Annotated in this window: 16 protein-coding genes; 5 read left to right on the plus strand and 11 right to left on the minus strand. The window is 61.2% G+C overall.

Annotation, left to right across the window (positions count from 1 at the left end):
- Nucleotides 1-113 precede the first annotated feature (113 nt).
- The 6 genes from phoU to KCG87_RS02545 all read right to left on the minus strand — a co-directional run bounded on the left by phoU (nt 114) and on the right by KCG87_RS02545 (nt 8,702).
- Nucleotides 114-875 carry a phosphate signaling complex protein PhoU gene (gene phoU / locus KCG87_RS02520; RefSeq protein ID WP_003229617.1) on the minus strand — a complete coding sequence of 254 codons (762 nt, stop codon included), beginning with the start codon at nt 873-875 and terminating at the stop codon, nt 114-116.
- Between the two features lie 70 nt (nt 876-945).
- Nucleotides 946-1,779: a phosphate ABC transporter ATP-binding protein PstB gene (gene pstB / locus KCG87_RS02525; protein ID WP_007962289.1), complete on the minus strand. Its 834-nt coding sequence runs from the start codon at nt 1,777-1,779 to the stop codon at nt 946-948.
- Nucleotides 1,780-1,940: 161 nt separating this feature from the next.
- On the minus strand, nt 1,941-3,611 hold the full coding sequence (pstA, locus tag KCG87_RS02530) for a phosphate ABC transporter permease PstA (protein ID WP_007962288.1): 1,671 nt from the start codon (nt 3,609-3,611) through the stop codon (nt 1,941-1,943).
- 15 nt (nt 3,612-3,626) lie between these two features.
- A complete protein-coding gene (locus KCG87_RS02535; protein WP_210556585.1) occupies nt 3,627-5,660 on the minus strand; it encodes an ABC transporter permease subunit in 2,034 nt (677 codons plus the stop codon).
- Nucleotides 5,661-6,143: 483 nt separating this feature from the next.
- Nucleotides 6,144-7,148 (minus strand): phosphate ABC transporter substrate-binding protein PstS, encoded by a 1,005-nt coding sequence (locus tag KCG87_RS02540; RefSeq protein WP_086792482.1) that lies wholly within the window; start codon nt 7,146-7,148, stop codon nt 6,144-6,146.
- Between the two features lie 255 nt (nt 7,149-7,403).
- On the minus strand, nt 7,404-8,702 hold the full coding sequence (locus KCG87_RS02545; RefSeq protein ID WP_210556289.1) for an MFS transporter: 1,299 nt from the start codon (nt 8,700-8,702) through the stop codon (nt 7,404-7,406).
- Between the two features lie 377 nt (nt 8,703-9,079).
- Between KCG87_RS02545 and KCG87_RS02550 the strand changes: the two genes are divergently transcribed.
- Together KCG87_RS02550 and KCG87_RS02555 are read left to right on the plus strand one after the other, a co-directional pair.
- On the plus strand, nt 9,080-9,484 hold the full coding sequence (locus KCG87_RS02550) for an acyl-CoA thioesterase (protein ID WP_003229628.1): 405 nt from the start codon (nt 9,080-9,082) through the stop codon (nt 9,482-9,484).
- A 58-nt stretch (nt 9,485-9,542) separates the two neighbouring features.
- Nucleotides 9,543-10,442 carry a D-hexose-6-phosphate mutarotase gene (locus KCG87_RS02555; protein ID WP_210556287.1) on the plus strand — a complete coding sequence of 300 codons (900 nt, stop codon included), beginning with the start codon at nt 9,543-9,545 and terminating at the stop codon, nt 10,440-10,442.
- 151 nt (nt 10,443-10,593) lie between these two features.
- On the opposite strand, the gene KCG87_RS02560 is transcribed toward KCG87_RS02555, so the two are convergent.
- The 5 genes from KCG87_RS02560 to KCG87_RS02580 all read right to left on the minus strand — a co-directional run bounded on the left by KCG87_RS02560 (nt 10,594) and on the right by KCG87_RS02580 (nt 14,421).
- Nucleotides 10,594-11,130 carry a DUF3299 domain-containing protein gene (locus KCG87_RS02560; protein WP_027610367.1) on the minus strand — a complete coding sequence of 179 codons (537 nt, stop codon included), beginning with the start codon at nt 11,128-11,130 and terminating at the stop codon, nt 10,594-10,596.
- A 102-nt stretch (nt 11,131-11,232) separates the two neighbouring features.
- The gene (locus tag KCG87_RS02565) at nt 11,233-11,478 is read right to left on the minus strand and encodes a GlsB/YeaQ/YmgE family stress response membrane protein (RefSeq protein WP_003229635.1); all 246 of its coding nucleotides are present in this window, start codon (nt 11,476-11,478) and stop codon (nt 11,233-11,235) included.
- 116 nt (nt 11,479-11,594) lie between these two features.
- Nucleotides 11,595-12,677, minus strand: coding sequence for a 5-(carboxyamino)imidazole ribonucleotide synthase (locus KCG87_RS02570; protein WP_210556286.1), 1,083 nt, complete (start codon nt 12,675-12,677; stop codon nt 11,595-11,597).
- Nucleotides 12,678-12,687: 10 nt separating this feature from the next.
- Nucleotides 12,688-13,179, minus strand: coding sequence for a 5-(carboxyamino)imidazole ribonucleotide mutase (purE, locus tag KCG87_RS02575; RefSeq protein ID WP_003229641.1), 492 nt, complete (start codon nt 13,177-13,179; stop codon nt 12,688-12,690).
- A gap of 333 nt (nt 13,180-13,512) precedes the next feature.
- Nucleotides 13,513-14,421 carry a LysR substrate-binding domain-containing protein gene (locus tag KCG87_RS02580; RefSeq protein WP_096795416.1) on the minus strand — a complete coding sequence of 303 codons (909 nt, stop codon included), beginning with the start codon at nt 14,419-14,421 and terminating at the stop codon, nt 13,513-13,515.
- Between the two features lie 180 nt (nt 14,422-14,601).
- On the opposite strand from KCG87_RS02580, the gene aspA reads away from it, so the two are divergent.
- The 3 genes from aspA to KCG87_RS02595 all read left to right on the plus strand — a co-directional run bounded on the left by aspA (nt 14,602) and on the right by KCG87_RS02595 (nt 19,254).
- Entirely contained in the window at nt 14,602-16,026 is a 1,425-nt protein-coding gene (gene aspA / locus KCG87_RS02585) for an aspartate ammonia-lyase (RefSeq protein WP_027610364.1), read from the plus strand.
- 607 nt (nt 16,027-16,633) lie between these two features.
- Nucleotides 16,634-18,079, plus strand: coding sequence for an alanine/glycine:cation symporter family protein (locus KCG87_RS02590; protein WP_210556284.1), 1,446 nt, complete (start codon nt 16,634-16,636; stop codon nt 18,077-18,079).
- 170 nt (nt 18,080-18,249) lie between these two features.
- Entirely contained in the window at nt 18,250-19,254 is a 1,005-nt protein-coding gene (locus KCG87_RS02595; RefSeq protein ID WP_210556283.1) for an asparaginase, read from the plus strand.
- Nucleotides 19,255-19,373 lie beyond the last annotated feature (119 nt).

Below are 19,373 nucleotides of genomic sequence, written 5' to 3' on the forward strand. Positions count from 1 at the left end.
AGTCACGCCGGGACTTTTCGTTCGCGGGTGCTGCTTTTTAATTCGATTTCCTGATTCAGGCGCCCTAAACAAAAACGCCCGGCCAAAGGGCCGGGCGCTTTTCTCAGGCAATCTTACTTATCGTCAGCATTGCCCGGAACATTAGCGGTTTCGCCGCTTGTACCTTCAACTTCTTCTTTCATGCGTTTGAGGCCCAGGTGACGCACATCGGTGCCGCGCACCAGGTAGATCACCAGTTCCGAGATGTTGCGCGCATGATCGCCGATGCGTTCCAGCGAACGCAGCACCCAGATGATGCTCAGAACCCGCGAGATAGAGCGCGGGTCTTCCATCATGTAGGTCGCCAGCTCGCGCAGGGCGGTCTTGTATTCGCGGTCGATGACCTTGTCGTATTGCGCCACCGACAGGGCCAGATCGGCGTCGAAGCGGGCAAACGCGTCCAGCGCATCGCGAACCATATTGCGCACCTGATCGCCGATGTGACGGACCTCGACGTAACCACGCGGCGCTTCGCCTTCTTCGCACAGCTGAATGGCACGGCGGGCGATCTTGGTCGCTTCGTCGCCAATGCGCTCCAGATCGATCACCGACTTGGAGATGCTGATGATCAGCCGCAGGTCGGACGCCGCCGGCTGACGACGGGCGAGAATGCGCAGGCATTCTTCGTCGATGTTGCGTTCCATCTGGTTGATCTGGTCGTCGATCTCGCGCACCTGCTGGGCCAGACCGGAATCGGCCTCGATCAGCGCGGTGACCGCGTCGTTGACCTGCTTCTCGACCAGCCCGCCCATGGCCAGGAGGTGGCTGCGCACTTCCTCAAGCTCGGCGTTGAACTGCGCGGAGATGTGGTGGGTAAGGCCTTCTTTACTAATCATGTTGGCGTCCTTGGAGCGTCCGGTAAGGTGCGGTGGGCCGCAGCGTCAATTCTGTGAATAACCGCAACTGTCAGCCATAACGACCGGTGATGTAGTCTTCGGTCTGTTTCTTCGCCGGATTGGTGAACAGGGTATCGGTGTCGCCGAATTCCACCAGTTTGCCCATGTACATGAACGCCGTGTAGTCGGAAACCCGCGCGGCCTGCTGCATGTTGTGGGTCACGATGACGATGGTGAACTTGGACTTCAGCTCGTAGATCAGCTCTTCGACTTTCAGGGTTGAGATCGGATCGAGGGCCGAGCACGGTTCGTCGAGCAGCAACACTTCCGGTTCAACGGCGATGGTGCGCGCGATCACCAGACGCTGCTGCTGACCACCGGACAGGCCGAGTGCCGAGTCGTGCAGACGGTCTTTGACTTCGTCCCACAGCGCCGCGCCTTTCAACGCCCACTCGACCGCTTCGTCGAGAATGCGCTTTTTGTTGATGCCCTGGATGCGCAGCCCGTAGACCACGTTTTCGTAGATGGTCTTGGGGAACGGGTTGGGCTTCTGGAACACCATGCCGACGCGGCGACGCAGCTCGGCAACGTCTTCACCTTTGCGGTAGATGTTGTTGCCGTACAGGTTGATCGCACCTTCGACACGGCAACCGTCAACCAGGTCGTTCATACGATTGAAGGTACGCAGCAACGTGGACTTGCCGCAGCCGGACGGGCCGATAAACGCGGTCACGCGCTGTTTCGGGATGTTCATGCTGACGTCGAACAGCGCCTGCTTCTCGCCGTAGAACAGGCTCAGGCCCGGGACTTCGATGGCCACGGTTTCCTGCTCGAGGCTCAGGCTCTGCTTGTCGCGACCCAGGGCCGACATGTTGATGCCGTGGGTATGTGTTTCGTGCTGCATGGGAGGCTCCCTGTGCTAACAAATTCGGTTCGGTTAGCCGCTTGGTGCGGCTGTACTCAATCTAGGGTGGGAGCGGGCTTGCTCGCGAAGAGGCCGGCACACTCGACATCAATGTCGCCTGACCCACCGCTTTCGCGAGCAAGCCCGCTCCCACAGGAATATCAACTGTCCAAAGCTTTGTATTTTTCACGCAGGTGGTTACGAATCCACACCGCCGACAGGTTCAACGTGGCGATCACCAGCACCAGCAGCAGCGCCGTGGCGTACACCAGCGGTCGTGCCGCTTCGACGTTCGGGCTCTGGAAGCCGACGTCATAGATGTGGAAGCCCAGGTGCATGATCTTCTGGTCCAGGTGCAGGTACGGGTAGTTGCCGTCCACCGGCAGCGACGGCGCCAGTTTCACCACACCCACCAGCATCAGCGGCGCCACTTCACCGGCGGCGCGGGCCACGGCGAGGATCATGCCGGTCATCATTGCCGGGCTGGCCATTGGCAGGACGATCTTCCACAGCGTTTCCGCCTTGGTCGCGCCCAGCGCCAGCGAGCCTTCACGGACGGTGCGCGGGATACGCGCCAGACCTTCCTCGGTCGCCACGATCACCACCGGCACCGCCAGCAGCGCCAGGGTCAGCGAGGCCCAGAGCAGACCCGGAGTACCGAACGTCGGCGCCGGCAGTGCTTCGGGGAAGAACAAACGGTCGACCGAACCACCCAGCACGTAGACGAAGAAGCCCAGACCGAATACGCCGTAGACGATCGCCGGAACGCCGGCGAGGTTGTTCACGGCGATGCGGATGATCCGGGTCAGGGCGTTCTGCTTGGCGTATTCACGCAGGTAGACCGCCGCCAGCACGCCGAACGGAGTCACGATCATCGCCATGATCAGGGTCATCATCACCGTGCCGAAAATCGCCGGGAAGATCCCGCCTTCGGTGTTCGCTTCACGCGGATCGTCGGAAAGGAATTCCCAGACCTTGCTGAAGTAGAAACCGATCTTGGTCATCGTGCCCATGGCATTCGGCTGATAGGCGTGAACCACTTTGCCCAGGCTGATTTCGATCTCTTTGCCGTTGGCATCGCGAGCAGTCAATGCGTCGCGGTTGAACTGCGCATGCAGATCGCTCAGACGCGCTTCGATGTCCTGATAACGCGCGTTCAGCTCGGCACGCTCGGCGTCCATGTCCGCTTGCGCGGTGGCGTCGAGCTTGCCGTCGAGTTCCAGTTTGCGCCCGTGCAGACGGATGCGCTCGAGCCCTGCGTTGATCGCACCGATGTCGGTCTTTTCCAGCGATTTGAGTTGTGCAGCAAGGCCGTTCACACGGTTGATCCGCGCTTGCAGCTCAGGCCAGGCCGCTTCGCCTTCGGCGATCACCTTGCCGTCCTGTTTGACGTTGACCAGGTAGCCGTAGAAGTTGCCCCACTCGCGACGCTCGATCGCCATCAGTTCCGGCGGCGTGGTCTGCTTGGTCAGCCACTCGCCGACCACCCAGGTGAAGTCGTTGCCGTTCAGGTCACGGTTGCCGACCTTGATCAGCTCGCGGGTCATGAATTCCGGGCCCTGATCAGGCACCGGCAGGCCAGCGCTTTTCAGGCGTGCGCGCGGCACTTCTTCTTTCTGTACCACTTCGCCGATGACCAGATGATTGGCCTGGCCCGGTACGTCGTAGCTGGCGTGGATCAGGTCCGCCGGCCAGAAGTGACCCAGACCGCGCACGGCAATCACCGCCAGCAGGCCAATGGTCATGATGACCGCGATGGACACCGCGCCACCGCTGATCCAGACGCCCGGGGCGCCGCTCTTGAACCATCCATTCAGGGAGTTCTGTTTCACAGACTTCTACCTTTCTTAAAGCGACGAGTATTTCTTGCGCAGACGCTGACGAATCAGTTCTGCCAGGGTGTTCATGACGAAGGTGAACAACAGCAGCACCAGCGCCGAGAGGAACAGCACGCGGTAGTGGCTGCCGCCGACTTCCGACTCGGGCATTTCCACCGCGACGTTGGCGGCCAGGGTGCGCAGGCCTTCGAACAGGTTCATTTCCATGACCGGGGTGTTACCCGTGGCCATCAGCACGATCATGGTTTCGCCGACCGCACGGCCCATGCCGATCATCAGCGCGGAGAAGATCCCCGGGCTGGCGGTGAGGATCACCACGCGGGTCATGGTCTGCCACGGCGTGGCACCGAGCGCCAGGGAACCGAGGGTCAGGCCACGCGGCACACTGAACACGGCATCTTCGGCAATCGAGTAGATGTTCGGGATCACCGCAAAACCCATCGCCAGACCGACCACCAGAGCGTTGCGCTGGTCGTAGGTGATGCCCAGGTCGTGGGAGATCCACATGCGCATGTCACCGCCGAAGAACCAGTTCTCCATGTACGGACTCATGTATAGCGACAGCCAACCGACAAACAGGATCACCGGAATCAACAGCGCACTTTCCCAGCCATCCGGGACTTTCAGGCGGATCGACTCAGGCAGACGACTGAAGGTGAAGCCGGCGACCAGAATGCCGATCGGCAACAGCATCAGCAGGCTGAAGATGCCCGGCAGATGCCCTTCCACATACGGGGCGAGGAACAGACCGGCGAAGAAACCGAGGATTACCGTCGGCATCGCTTCCATCAGCTCGATCACCGGTTTGACCTTGCGGCGCATGCCCGGGGCCATGAAGTACGCGGTGTAGATCGCTGCGGCAACCGCCAGCGGCGCAGCCAGCAGCATGGCGTAGAACGCCGCCTTCAGGGTGCCGAAGGTCAGTGGCGAGAGGCTCAGTTTCGGTTCGAAATCGGTGTTGGCGGCGGTCGATTGCCAGACGTATTTAGGTTCGTCGTAGTTCTCGTACCAGACCTTGCTCCACAACGCGCTCCACGACACTTCCGGGTGCGGGTTGTCGAGCAGCAGCGGTTGCAGCTTGCCGCCGGCCTCGACGATCACCCGGTTGGCGCGCGGCGACAGACCGAACAGGCCCTGGCCTTCGGCTACCGGCTCGACCAGCAGGGTGCGGTGCGCGGTGCTGTGGAACACGCCGAGCTTGCCGCTGGCATCGAGGGCCACGAAGCCCTTGCGACGCTCTTCGGCGGTGATTTCAACGATTGGCGCGGAGCCCATCTGGAAGGTACGGATCTGCTTCAGGCGCAGCTCGCCGTCGGTATCGCGAGCCATGAACCACTGGGCCAGGCCACCCTTGGAGTCACCGATGATCAGCGAGATGCCGCCCACCAGCTGGGTGCTCGCGGTGACTTCGGCGTCAGCGTTTTCCAGCAGTTTGTAGCGACCGTTGAGGCTCTTGTCGCGCAAGCTGAACACGTCGGCCTGGGCACGCCCGTTGACCACGTACAGCCATTGCTGGCGCGGGTCGACGAAGATGTTTTTCACCGGTTCAGTCATCTGCGGCAGCTCGATTCGCTTCTGCTCGTTGGTGACTTCACCGGTCATCATGTTTTCTTCGCTGGTCAGCGCCAGCACATTGAGTTGCGAACCGGTAGAACCGACCAGCATCAGCGTCGAATCGGTGGCGTTGAGGCTGACGTGCTCCAGTGCCCCGCCGCCCTCGTTCACTGCGATCGGCGCTTCGCCGTACGGGTATTCGATGGCCGGGGTGATGGTTTTCTTGCCATCGGGGTAGCTGACTTTATAGGTGTGACGGAACACCAGCGCCTGGCCGTTGGACAGGCCCACCGCCACCAGCGGATGACCTGGCTGATCTTCGCCAATGGAAGTTACGCTGGCGCCGGCAGGAACCGGCAGATCGACGCGCTTCAATTCAGCGCCACTGTCGATGTCGAAGAACAGCGCCTGGCCCTTGTCGGAAACGCGCATCGCCACCTGATTCTGCTCTTCGAGCGAAATCATCAGCGGCTTGCCGGCGTCCTGCATCCAGGCTGGGGTAATGGCATCTTTCGCGGTCAGGCTGGCACCCTGGAACAACGGTGCAACGACGTAGGCGAGGAAGAAGAAGATCAGGGTGATGGCTGCCAGCACCGCCAGACCGCCAACGAGGACGTACCAACGGGTGAAGCGATCCTTGAGCGCGCGAATGCGGCGCTTGCGTTGCAGCTCAGGCGTATTGAAATCAATGCGCTTGGGAGGGGAAGTCGTAGTCATTGGGGAATTGGCCAGATCATTCATGCGCTCACCCTAGCGATCCTGTATGACAGAAAGATGACAGTGCAGTGACGCAGCAAATCCACCACCAGCGGGTACTGGAGGAGGATCAGAGAATTCGAAGAATCTGTGGGAGCGGGCTTGCTCGCGAAAGCGCTTATTCAGTCAACGAAGATGCCGAATCTGAAGGCCTCTTCGCGAGCAAGCCCGCTCCCACAGTGGAGTCCGAAGGGTATTTACTACGGACTCAGTTTGTTACTTTTTTGCGACTTCAGCGCCGCCTTCCTGCAGACCCAGGTCAGCCAGTGCTTTTGCAGCAACCTTGGCCGGCAGTGGGATGTAGCCGTCTTTCACCACAACTTCCTGGCCCTGTTTGGACAGAACCAGTTTCACGAACTCGGCTTCCAGCGGGGCCAGAGGCTTGTTCGGGGCCTTGTTCACGTAAACGTAGAGGAAGCGCGACAGCGGGTACTTGCCGTTCAGGGCGTTTTCTTCGGTGTCTTCGATGAAGTCAGTGCTGCCTTTCTTCGACAAAGCAACGGTCTTCACGCTGGCAGTCTTGTAGCCGATGCCCGAGTAACCGATGCCGTTCAGCGAGGAGCTGATCGACTGCACAACCGACGCCGAACCTGGTTGCTCGTTGACGTTAGGCTTGTAGTCGCCTTTGCACAGGGCTTCTTCCTTGAAGTAGCCGTAAGTGCCGGATACCGAGTTACGACCGAACAGTTGCACTGGCTTGTTGGCCAGGTCGCCGGTCACACCCAAGTCGCCCCAGGTTTTCACGTCGGCTTTGGCGCCGCACAGACGGGTGGACGAGAAGATCGCGTCAACCTGCTCCATGGTCAGGTGCTGGATCGGGTTGTCCTTGTGCACGAACACCGCCAGGGCGTCCACGGCCACCGGGATAGCGGTTGGCTTGTAGCCGTATTTCTGTTCGAAGGCCGCCAGTTCGGTGTCCTTCATCTTGCGGCTCATCGGGCCGAGGTTGGAGGTGCCTTCAGTCAGCGCAGGTGGCGCGGTGGCGGAGCCAGCGGCCTGAATCTGGATGTTTACGTTCGGGTATTCTTTCTTGTAGTTCTCAGCCCACAGGGTCATGAGGTTGGCCAGAGTGTCGGAACCAACGCTGGACAAGTTGCCCGATACACCGGTGACCTTGGTGTAAGCCGGAATTGCCGGGTCAACGCCAGCGGCTACCGCGTGGGCAGTCGCAACGCCAGCAGCGACAAAAGTCATTGCCGCCATCAAACGCTTCAGTTTCATGCCTTACTCCTAGCAGATAGGGTGTGTTAAGTCGGGGCCAAGTATCAGCAGGCCGTGTGAACACTCTATGGCTGAAATATGACAATTGGATGAAAGGCCAGTATCGGGGTTTTGCAGGATGATTCGAAGATCTCAGAGAACAACACAGAACTAATGTGGGAGCGGGCTTGCTCGCGAAGAGGCCGTGTCAGCCTATTCATATGCAGACTGACACAACGCATTCGCGAGCAAGCCCGCTCCCACAGGTGAAAATTTTCAGCGCCCCTTTTTCCAGAGCCACGCCCCCACCAGAATCCCCATCGTGCACAGCACCGCCACATAGTAAGCCGGGCCCATCGCACTCTCTTTAAGCAGCAGGCTGACCACCATCGGCGTCAGGCCACCGAAGATCGCGTACGCCACGTTGTACGAGAACGACAATCCGCTGAAGCGCACCACTGGCGGGAACGCCTTGACCATCACGTACGGCACCGCGCCGATGGTGCCGACCAGCAGACCGGTCAGGGCATACAGCGGGAACAGCCAGTTCGGGTGATCGGCGAGGCTGTGATAGAAGGTCCAGGAGCTGATCAGCAAGCCCAGCGAACCGAAAACGAACACCCGACCGGCGCCGAAACGGTCGGCCAGGGCACCGGAGATGATGCAGCCAACGCTGAGGAACACGATCGCCAGACTGTTGGATTGCAGCGCCACCGTTGGCGAGAAGTGATAGACCGTCTGCAGCACGGTCGGGGTCATCAGGATCACCACGACAATCCCGGCGGACAGCAGCCAGGTCAGCAGCATCGAGACCGCAATCGCCCCGCGATGGTCACGCAGTACCGCGCGCAGCGGCACTTCTTCGGCCAGCGCCTTGCGCAGTTGCAGCTCGGCGAACACCGGGGTTTCATGCAGCCAGCGGCGCAGGTACACCGAGAACAGACCGAACACGCCTCCGAGCAGGAACGGGATCCGCCAGGCGTAATCGGCGACTTCCCCCGGGGTATAAATGCTGTTGATCGCCGTGGCGACCAATGAGCCGAGCAGGATGCCGGCGGTCAGGCCGCTGGTCAGGGTGCCGCAGGCGTAGCCGATGTGCTTTTGCGGCACGTGTTCGGAAACGAAGACCCACGCCCCCGGCACTTCCCCGCCAATCGCCGCGCCCTGGATAACTCGCATCAACAACAGCAGGATCGGCGCCCACATACCGATCTGCGCGTAGGTCGGCAGCAGGCCCATGATCAGGGTCGGCACGGCCATCATGAAAATGCTCAGGGTGAACATCTTCTTGCGCCCCAGCAGGTCGCCGAAGTGCGCCATGACGATGCCGCCCAGCGGCCGCGCAAGGTAACCGGCGGCGAAAATGCCGAAGGTCTGCATCAGGCGCAGCCACTCGGGCATGTCGGCCGGGAAGAACAGCTTGCCGACCACGGTGGCGAAGAACACGAAGATGATGAAATCGTAAAACTCCAGCGCACCGCCCAGGGCCGATAGCGACAGAGTCTTGTAGTCATTGCGGGTCAGGGGGCGTGCAGGTTGCTCGGGCTGCGCGAGGCTCGAAGGCGCTGTGGTCATGGCAAGGGCTTCTCTTATAGGCGGATCTACCGCCACAACAACGCTGGCTGTGGCTTGGGCAGGTTCGGCACCATAGCAAATTGTTCGAAAAAGCACATAGAGGCGCGTATTTGCCGGTCAAAATCAGAACCCGATGGTCGTCGCGGAGTCTACCGACCGATATACTCGCAACCTTGCTCCGGTTTGTAGGGGGTTGCTGTGCGAAAACGTCGTTGGCCCGACCTTTGAACGGGATCAGCCGGTTTCGCAGAGTTTCCCCTTTAGGCGCCTATGGAAAACGTGACGAACGCAGTATGTTCGGTGCTGAATCGTTTTTCCTGAAGACGGCTACCACCAGCAATACCAACGAAGAGTCACGGGTCAGAGGCACCCCCGGCATGATAGAGCTCGAACAAGAAGATCCGATCCCGCAAGGCGACCTGGCCTTGCAAATTACCGCACTCCCGCGCGAAACCAACGGCTTTGGCGATATTTTCGGCGGCTGGCTGGTGGCGCAGATGGATCTGGCGGGTACCGCAATGGCCAGCCGCGTGGCCGGTGGTCGCGTAGCCACTGTCGCCATCGACCGCATGGCCTTCCTGGTGCCGGTCGCGGTGGGCGCGCAATTGTCCTTTTATACCCAGACCCTGGAAATCGGCCGCAGCTCGATCCAGATGATGGTCGAAGTGTGGAGCGACGATCCGCTGTCCAGCGAGTGGCGTAAAGTGACCGAGGCGGTATTCGTCTTCGTCGCCATCGACGGCAGCGGTCGCACCCGCTCGGTGCCACCACGCGCGCGTTAAACATCGCCGCGGTTTTGCGGTCGATAGTCGTCCCAAGTGTCTGATCGAGAGTTGCCCCATGAACACGCCCAACGTTGAAGCGGTGAAACTGGATGAACTGAACTGCTGGCGCATCCGCCACGGTCAGGCCGAAGTGCTGGTGGCCCAGCAAGGCGCGCACATCCTCAGTTATCAAATCGACGGCCAGCCGCCGATCATCTGGCTCAACGACAAGGCTGTGTTCAAGACCGGCAAGAGCATCCGTGCCGGTGTGCCGGTGTGCTGGCCGTGGTTCGGCAAGTTCGAACGCAACCCGCAGAGCGTGCAGGCCATGTATACCGGTGAGCAACCGGCACCCGCGCACGGTCTGGTGCGGGCGATGGATTGGGAGCTGGGCGGCATCGAATCAGAGGCTGACGGCGTCAAGGTTGAATTCAGGCTGCCCTACCCCGAAGGTGGCCTGCCGGGCTGGCCGCATCAGGTCGATCTGACCCTGACCCTGCATCTGAGTGATCAGTTGCACATCAGCCTGACCAGCCACAATCGGGGTGTCGAAACCGTCAGCATCAGCCAGGCGCTGCACACTTATTTCGCAGTCAGTGATGTGCGCAACGTGCACGTCGAGGGTGTGGCCGGTCTGGATTACATCGAGACGCTGGATGAGTGGAAAACCCACAGCCAGCAAGGTGACCTGCATTTCGCTGGCGAAACCGACCGCATCTACCTCGACGCTCCGCCGCAACTGAGCATTGTCGACCCGACCTGGGAACGGCACATCGTACTGAGCGCCAGCGGCTCACGCACGGCAGTGATCTGGAACCCGTGGATCGACCGCGCGGCAGCACTGGCCGACATGGACGACGATGGCTGGCAGCGCATGCTGTGCATCGAGACGGCGAATGTGATGGATGATGTGGTCACGCTGGGCTCGGGTGCGAGCCATACCATGGGCGTCAGCATCGGCAGCAAACCGCTCTGACCAACACCGCAATATCAATGTGGGTGAAAGCCTTTGTGGTGAGGGGATTTATCCCCGATGGCCTGCGGAGCAGGCCCCTGCCCCTGATTCAAAGCGGGGGTCGCTTCGCAACCCATCGGGGATAAATCCCCTCGCTACAATTGTTCAGATGTTAGAGATCGGACTCCTGCACCACCCGCACTTTGTCAGCTTCCAGCGCATACGCCGCATCGGCCAGGTCATTGCTGACCTTCTCGATCTTCAGCGTGCCGGTCACCCACAGCGGCGTGTAGATATCGTCCAGCTTCAAACCCTTCGGATAACGCACCAGCACCAGTTGATTCGGTGGTGGCGGTGGCACGTGGATGCAGGCGCCAGGGTACGGCACGAGGAAGAACAGCGTGCTGCGGCCCTTGGCGTCGGATTCCAGCGGCACCGGGTAGCCGCCGATGCGGATGTGCTTGTCGTTCATCGACGCCACGGTCTTGGTCGAATACATCACCGCCGGCAGGCCTTTAGCCTGTTTCATCCCGCCCTTCTCGGTGAAGGTGCCGGTGGCTTCCGGGGAGTTGTGGTCGATTTCGGGCATGGCCTCGAGGGCTTTCTGGTCCGACTTGGGCATCAGTTCCAGCCAGTCGGTTTCCGGCAGTTCGCCGGCGTGAGCCAGACCGCTGCCCAGCAAAAGAAGAGTCAACAGAAGACGGCGCATGGAGGTGCTCGGTAAAAGATGCTCGGATAAAGGAAGGACGTTAAATCGCCGAGCATTCTAGCCCTCCCTGCCACGTTGGCAGAGAGGACTTGGTCGCTTGGATCAGTTCTTTTTGATCAGGCCGTAGATCACCAGCAGCACGATCGCGCCGACCAGTGCACCGATGAAGCCTGCGCCCTGACCTGCCTGATAGATACCCAGGGCCTGGCCGCCGTAAGTGGCCGCCAGCGAACCGCCGATACCGAGCAGGATGGTCATGATCCAGCCCATGCTGTCATCGCCCGGTTTGAGGAAGCGTGCCAGCAGGCCGACGATCAAGCCGATAAAGATGGTTCCGATAATTCCCATGGCATTTCCCTCTGACTCTGAATGGTAGATATGCCAAAGCCTAGTCAGACTTTGGCATCCTGCCATGAGAGAACGGCGGCTCCCGAAGGTTCCGCCGTTGCCAGATGAAACTGTGGTTACTCGGCGATAAGCGCTTCGACCATGACGATCTGTGCTTGCAGCGTGGCCATGTCGGCGCAGCGCAGGTTGGCGTGACCGACCTTGCGCCCGGCCTTGAAGGCTTTGCCGTAGTGGTGCAGATGGCAATCTTCGATGGCGATCACTTTCTCAACCGGCGGAACCACGCCGATGAAGTTGAGCATCGCGCTCTCGCCGACCTTGGCGGTCGAACCCAGCGGCAGGCCGGCCACGGCACGCAGGTGGTTTTCGAACTGGCTGCACTCGGCGCCTTCGGTGGTCCAGTGCCCGGAGTTGTGCACGCGCGGGGCGATCTCGTTGGCCTTGAGGCCACCGTCGACTTCAAAGAACTCGAACGCCATCACGCCGACGTAATCCAGCTGCTTGAGCACACGGCTGGAGTAGTCTTCGGCCAACGCCTGCAGCGGGTGATCGGTGCTGGCTACCGACAGCTTGAGGATGCCGCTGTCGTGGGTGTTGTGTACCAGCGGATAGAACTTGGTTTCACCATCACGGGCACGCACGGCGATCAGCGAAACTTCGCCGGTGAACGGCACGAAGCCTTCCAGCAGGCAGGCAACGCTGCCCAGCTCGGCGAACGTACCCACCACGTCTTCCGGCTTGCGCAGGACTTTCTGACCCTTGCCGTCGTAACCCAGGGTGCGGGTTTTCAGCACGGCCGGCAGACCGATCGAAGCCACGGCGGCGTCCAGGTCGGCTTGCGATTGAATGTCGGCGAAGGCCGGGGTCGGGATGCCCAGGTCCTTGAACATGCTCTTCTCGAACCAGCGGTCGCGAGCGATGCGCAGGGCTTCGGCGCTCGGATAGACCGGCACGAATTGCGAGAGGAACGCCACGGTTTCGGCCGGGACGCTTTCGAACTCGAACGTCACCAGGTCGACTTCATCCGCCAGTTGGCGCAGGTGATCCTGATCGCCGTAATCGGCCCGCAGGTGTTCGCCCAGTGCTGCGGCGCAAGCGTCCGGCGCCGGGTCGAGGAAAGCGAAGTTCATGCCCAGCGGAGTGCCCGCCAGCGCCAACATGCGGCCCAACTGGCCGCCACCGATTACACCGATCTTCATCTCAACAACCTCAGGCAATACGTGGGTCTGGATTGTCCAGGACGCTGTCTGTCTGCTCGGCACGGAAGGTTTTCAGTACCGCGTGGAACTGTGGATGCTTGGCGCCGAGAATGCTCGCCGAGAGCAGCGCGGCGTTGATCGCGCCGGCCTTGCCGATGGCCAGGGTGGCAACCGGAATGCCCGCCGGCATCTGCACGATCGACAGCAGCGAATCGACGCCCGAGAGCATCGACGACTGCACCGGAACGCCCAGTACCGGCAGGTGGGTCTTGGCCGCACACATGCCTGGCAGGTGGGCTGCGCCACCGGCACCGGCGATGATCACCTCGATGCCGCGGCCCTCAGCCTCTTCGGCGTACTGGAACAGCAGATCCGGGGTGCGGTGAGCAGAAACCACCTTGACCTCGTACGGGATGCCGAGCTTTTCCAGCATATCGGCGGTGTGGCTAAGGGTGGACCAATCGGACTTGGAGCCCATGATCACGCCAACCAGTGCACTCATCGTCGCGCCTCTTCTCTCTGGGCGCCCGCAGGCGCGTCAAAAACAACAAGCCACGCAGGATTGCGTGGCTTGATTGTACGAAAAATGGCCGGACGTACCGGCCGAAGGCCGCGCAGTATACCGCAAAGAAAGCAATAAACAGCCCCCGAAACGACCATCTGTCAAATCAGCCAAAGGCCCGGTTTTATTGACTTGAAGGTCAGCGACAGAACACCGCAAATCCGCCCTGTGGGAGCGGGCTTGCTCGCGAAGGCGTCAGGTCAGATACATGAATCTCGACTGACACACCGTATTCGCGAGCAAGCCCGCTCCCACAATTGGATCTGCGATGGTTCAGGAAGCCTGTGCAGCGCCGCCTTCAAGCTTGCGCCACAGCAACCGCACGTTGGCCTTGCGCACCAGTGCGCAGCGATACAGGCGAATCTCCAGCGGCACGTGCCATTGCGGGCCGCCGCAGACAACAAGTTCGCCACGGGCCAGCTCTGCGCGCACACTCAACTGCGGCACCCAGGCGATGCCGAGCCCCTCCAGGGCCATGCTCTTGAGGCTGTCGGCCATGGCGGTTTCATAGATGGTGGTGAAACGCAGCTGGCGCTGGCGCAATAATCCATTCACCGAACGCCCGAGAAACGCCCCGGCGCTGTACGCCAACAGCGGCACACTGGCCTCGCCTTCCAGATCGAACAGCGGTTTGCCATCGGCATCGGCTGCGCACACCGGGAGCATTTCAGTCTGGCCCAAGTGCAACGACGGGAAAATTTCCGGGTCCATCTGCATCGCCGCGTCCGGGTCGTAGAACGCCAACATCAGGTCGCAGCCACCCTCGCGCAGCGCATGCACCGCATCGCCGACGTTGGTCGCCACCAATCTCGTCGCTATGTTCAGCCCTTCGTTGCGCAGTTGTGCGATCCAGCGTGGAAAGAAACCCAGCGCCAGCGAGTGCGCCGCCGCGACCTGGATCACTTCGCCCTGCCCACCTTCCAGGTGATGCAGATGGCGCAGCACTTCGCCGAGCTGTTCGACCACGGTACGCGCGGTCACCAGAAACAGTTGCCCGGCCGCCGTCAGCTCGATCGGCGTGCGCGAGCGATTGACCAGCGTCAGCCCAAGCGCAGCTTCCAGGCTGCGGATCCGCCGACTGAACGCCGGCTGGGTCACGAAGCGTCGCTCGGCCGCCTGCGAGAAGCTGCGAGTGGCGGCCAGGGCACTGAAGTCCTCGAGCCATTTGCTTTCCAGATTCATCACGTCCTCCCGGACACGCACCAAAACAGGTCACACGTCTGCCGCACACGCGGCGTCACACGGGCATTATGCCGAATGTGCATAGGCCAGTGTTTAACAGCATTGGCCCAAAAAATCCCACAAGCCTAGCATTCGCAGCGTTCCGGCACAGACCGGGTCCATATCGAGATGATTTCTATCATGTCCTCCGCTGCATCTTTCCGCACAGAAAACGACCTGCTTGGCGCCCTCGAAGTACCGGCTCAAGCGTATTACGGCATCCAGACCCTGCGAGCGGTGAACAACTTCCGTCTCTCCGGCGTCCCGATTTCGCATTACCCGAAACTGGTTGTCGGTCTGGCCATGGTCAAACAGGCCGCTGCAGACGCCAACCGTGAACTGGGTCATCTGAGCGAAGCCAAGCACGCTGCCATCAGCGAAGCCTGTGCACGACTGATCCGCGGTGATTTCCACGAAGAATTCGTGGTCGACATGATTCAAGGTGGTGCCGGTACGTCCACCAACATGAACGCCAACGAAGTGATCGCCAACATTGCGCTCGAAGCAATGGGTCACCAGAAAGGCGAGTACCAGTACCTGCACCCGAACGACGACGTCAACATGGCGCAGTCGACCAACGACGCCTACCCGACCGCGATCCGCCTGGGTCTGCTGCTGGGTCACGACGCGCTGTTGGCCAGCCTCGACAGCCTGATTCAGGCCTTCGCGGCCAAGGGCAAAGAATTCGATCACGTCCTGAAAATGGGTCGTACCCAGCTGCAAGACGCCGTGCCGATGACCTTGGGTCAAGAGTTCCGTGCCTTCGCCACCACCATGGGCGAAGACCTGGCCCGTCTGAAGACGCTGGCCCCGGAACTGCTGACTGAAGTGAACCTGGGCGGCACCGCGATCGGCACCGGCATCAACGCCGACCCGCGCTATCAGGCGCTGGCCGTTCAGCGTCTGGCGCTGATCAGCGGTCAACCGCTGGTGCCCGCCGCCGACCTGATCGAAGCCACCTCCGACATGGGCGCCTTCGTGCTGTTCTCCGGCATGCTCAAGCGCACCGCGGTCAAGCTGTCGAAGATCTGCAACGACCTGCGCCTGCTGTCCAGCGGCCCACGCACCGGCATCAACGAGATCAACCTGCCGGCGCGTCAGCCAGGCAGCTCGATCATGCCCGGCAAGGTCAACCCGGTGATTCCGGAAGCCGTTAACCAGGTGGCCTTCCAGGTCATCGGTAACGATCTGGCGCTGACCATGGCAGCCGAAGGCGGCCAACTGCAGCTGAACGTGATGGAGCCGCTGATCGCGTTCAAGATCCTCGACTCGATCCGTCTGCTGCAACGCGCCATGGACATGCTGCGCGAGCACTGCATCGTCGGCATCACCGCCAACGAAGCACGCTGCCGCGAACTGGTCGAGCACTCGATCGGTCTGGTCACCGCGCTGAACCCGTACATCGGCTACAAAAACGCCACCCGCATCGCCCGTATCGCCCTTGAAAGCGGCCGCGGCGTGCTGGAACTGGTGCGCGAAGAAGGTCTGCTCGACGAAGCCATGCTCGCCGACATCCTGCGCCCGGAAAACATGATTGCCCCGCGTCTGGTTCCGCTCAAAGCCTGAGCCGACGCGTTACTTGTAGCACCGCTCACCAGGTCGAGGGACTAGACACCTCTCACCTTTTGAGGGCTTGGGGATCAGTCCCCAAGCCCTTTTTTTTAACTTTCTGATCCTGAGACCCGTATGTCTGGGGATTGCTCAATGTAGAGGTGAGCCCTTGTGGTGAGGGGATTCATCCCCGATGGGTCGCGAAGCGGCCCCAAAACCTGCAATCGCGATGTAACAAGTACACCGCATGCAATGATTTGCGACTGCTCCGCAGTCGATCGGGGATGAATCCCCTCGCTACAGGGTTTGCATCAACAGGAATGCAGTTCCCGCACAAGCCCGACGCCGGTAACGTCGGGTGTTTCAAAGCTTCGTTTCGTCGCTTGCACCACGAGCGTGCAGACGGGCGCCGCACTGATCGGTATAGTGCCGCCCCTCTTCGCGTGAGCGGTCGTCGGTAACGAGGCCATAACCCATGCGAAACCCGAACTAATAACAAACCCGCGAAATGGATCCGGGACGAAACCTTCGCCTCACCTGTCGTGCCGCGCGCAAACCGGTGTAACGCGATGTTTCGGAACATCCAGCATTTGCTTAAACAAAAAACAGCGAGGAAAAATCCATGCTCGAAGTCATCAACGACTTCCTCTCAGGGAAAGTACTGATCGTGCTCATTGTCGGGCTCGGTAGCTACTTCACGATTCGCTCGCGTTTCGTTCAATTGCGGCACTTCTTCCACATGTTCGCGGTGTTCCGCGACAGCCTGAAAAGCAGCGGCGGGCAACTCAGCTCGTTCCAGGCCCTGATGCTCAGCCTTGCCGGCCGCGTCGGTGCAGGCAACATCGCCGGTGTCGGCATCGCCGTGACCCTGGGTGGTCCGGGTGCGGTGTTCTGGATGTGGGTGACCGCACTGGTTGGCATGTCCAGCAGCTTCTTCGAGTGCACCCTGGCGCAGGTCTACAAGCGCGCCGAAGGCGACGGCCTGTACCGTGGCGGCCCGGCCTACTACATCCAGCACGGCCTGAAGTTGAAAGGCATGGCAGTGGTGTTCTCGGTCCTGCTGCTGGTCACCTACGGCTTCGCCTTCATCGGCCTGCAGTCCTACACCGTGACCCACTCGCTGCAAAACGCCTTTGCCTTCGACCCAAGCCACACCGGGATCGTCCTGGCGGTGCTGCTGGCCATCACCTTCATCGGCGGCATCAAGCGCATCGCTGCAGTGTCCGACCTGCTGGTACCGGTCAAGACCCTGGCCTATATCGGCGTGACCCTGTACGTGATCGGCACCCAGATCGAACACGTGCCAGCGATGCTGGAAACCATCTTCAAGAGCGCCTTTGGTCTCGACCCGGCCTTCGGTGGCCTGCTCGGCAGCGCCATCGTCATGGGCGTGAAGCGTGGCGTGTTCGCCAACGAAGCGGGCCTGGGCAGTGCGCCGAACGTCGCCGCCGTGGCCTCGGTGAAACACCCGGGCGCTCAGGGCGTGGTTCAGGCCTTCAGCGTATTCCTCGACACTTTCGTGATCTGCACCTGCACCGCGCTGCTGATCCTGTTGTCGGGCTTCTACACCCCGGGCTTCGAAGGTGACGGCATCGTCCTGACCCAGAACTCGCTGGCCGCCGTGGTCGGTGACTGGGGCCGCATCTTCGTCAGCGTCGCGCTGTCGCTGTTCGTCTTCACCTGCATCCTCTACAACTACTACCTGGGCGAAAACAGCCTGCAGTTCCTCAGCCGCAACCGCGCCTTGCTGATGGTGTTCCGCGGTCTGGTCCTGGCGCTGGTGGTATGGGGTTCGATGCAGGATCTGTCGACCGTGTTCGCCTTCGCCGACATCACCATGACCTGCCTGGCCTTCGTCAACCTGATGGCCCTGGCCATGCTGTTCAAGGTCGGCATGCGCGTGATGCGCGACTACGACGAGCAGCGCCGCGCCGGCATCAAGCAGCCAGTGTTCGACGCCAGCAAATTTGCCGATCTGGATCTGGACCTGAAGGCCTGGCCGACCGAGGCGCCAGCCGCCGGCAAGACCGCAGTCGAGCCGCAAGGCGTGCCTGCAGCGCAACGCTGACAGGTGAATGACGGGCGCATCCCCTGCGCCCGTCAGTTATTGTGATGCAATACCTGTAGGAGTGAGCCTGCTCGCGATAGCTGTCTTTCAGCCAACATTAATGTTGAATGATGAACCGCTATCGCGAGCAGGCTCACTCCTACAATGTCATCTCTTGTGGAGACCCTCAGATGATTGCCAATACCTTCCCCGCCGCCCAACACGTCATGGTGCTCTACACCGGTGGCACCATCGGCATGCAGGCCAGTGCCAACGGTCTGGCCCCGGCGTCCGGTTTCGAAGCCCGCATGCGCGACTACCTGCACAGCCAGCCCGAACTGGTGGTGCCGCAATGGCGCTTCCGGGAGATGTCGCCGCTGATCGACAGCGCCAACATGACTCCGGCCTACTGGCAGCAACTGCGCGAAGCGGTGGTCGATGCAGTGGACGTGCACGGCTGCGACAGCGTGCTGATCCTGCACGGCACCGACACCCTGGCCTACAGCGCTGCGGCGATGAGTTTCCAGTTGCTCGGCCTGCATGCCCGTGTGTGTTTCACCGGCTCGATGCTGCCGGCCGGCGTGACCGACAGCGATGCCTGGGAAAACCTCGGTGGCGCGCTGGTTGCTCTGGGTCAGGGTCTGGCGCCGGGCGTGCACCTGTATTTCCATGGCGAGCTGCTGGCGCCGACCCGTTGCGCGAAAGTGCGCAGCTTCGGCCGGCATCCGTTCAAGCGCCTGGAGCGTCAGGGCGGCGGGGTGAAAGCGCCGTCGATTCCGGCCGCACTGAACTACAACCAGCCGAAACAACTGGCCAAGGTTGCTGTGCTGCCACTGTTCCCCGGCATCGACGCCGAGGTGGTTGATGGCCTGCTGGCCAGCGGTATCAAAGGTCTGGTGCTGGAGTGCTACGGCAGCGGCACCGGACCGAGCGACAATCCCGAGTTCCTCGCCAGCCTCGGCCGCGCGCGGGACAACGGTGTGGTGGTGGTTGCGGTCACGCAGTGCCATGAAGGCGGGGTCGAGCTGGACGTTTACGAGGCCGGCAGCCGGCTGCGTGGTGTTGGCGTGCTGTCCGGTGGCGGCATGACCCGCGAGGCGGCGTTCGGCAAGCTGCACGGTTTGCTCGGTGCCGGCCTGGACAACACCGAAGTGCGACGCCTGATCGAACTCGACCTGTGTGGCGAATTGCGCTGAGCCGTGTCCGGCGTCGGCGATAATCCGGCGCCCTACATATCTACCACCCATGCTGCATCGTGCCTCCCTAGCATGGAGCGACCCCGAGACTTGTCCTCGGGATCGCCTCCATCACCAGA

This window comes from Pseudomonas sp. MWU347, from assembly GCF_017947305.1.
Classification (GTDB): domain Bacteria; phylum Pseudomonadota; class Gammaproteobacteria; order Pseudomonadales; family Pseudomonadaceae; genus Aquipseudomonas; species Aquipseudomonas putida_A.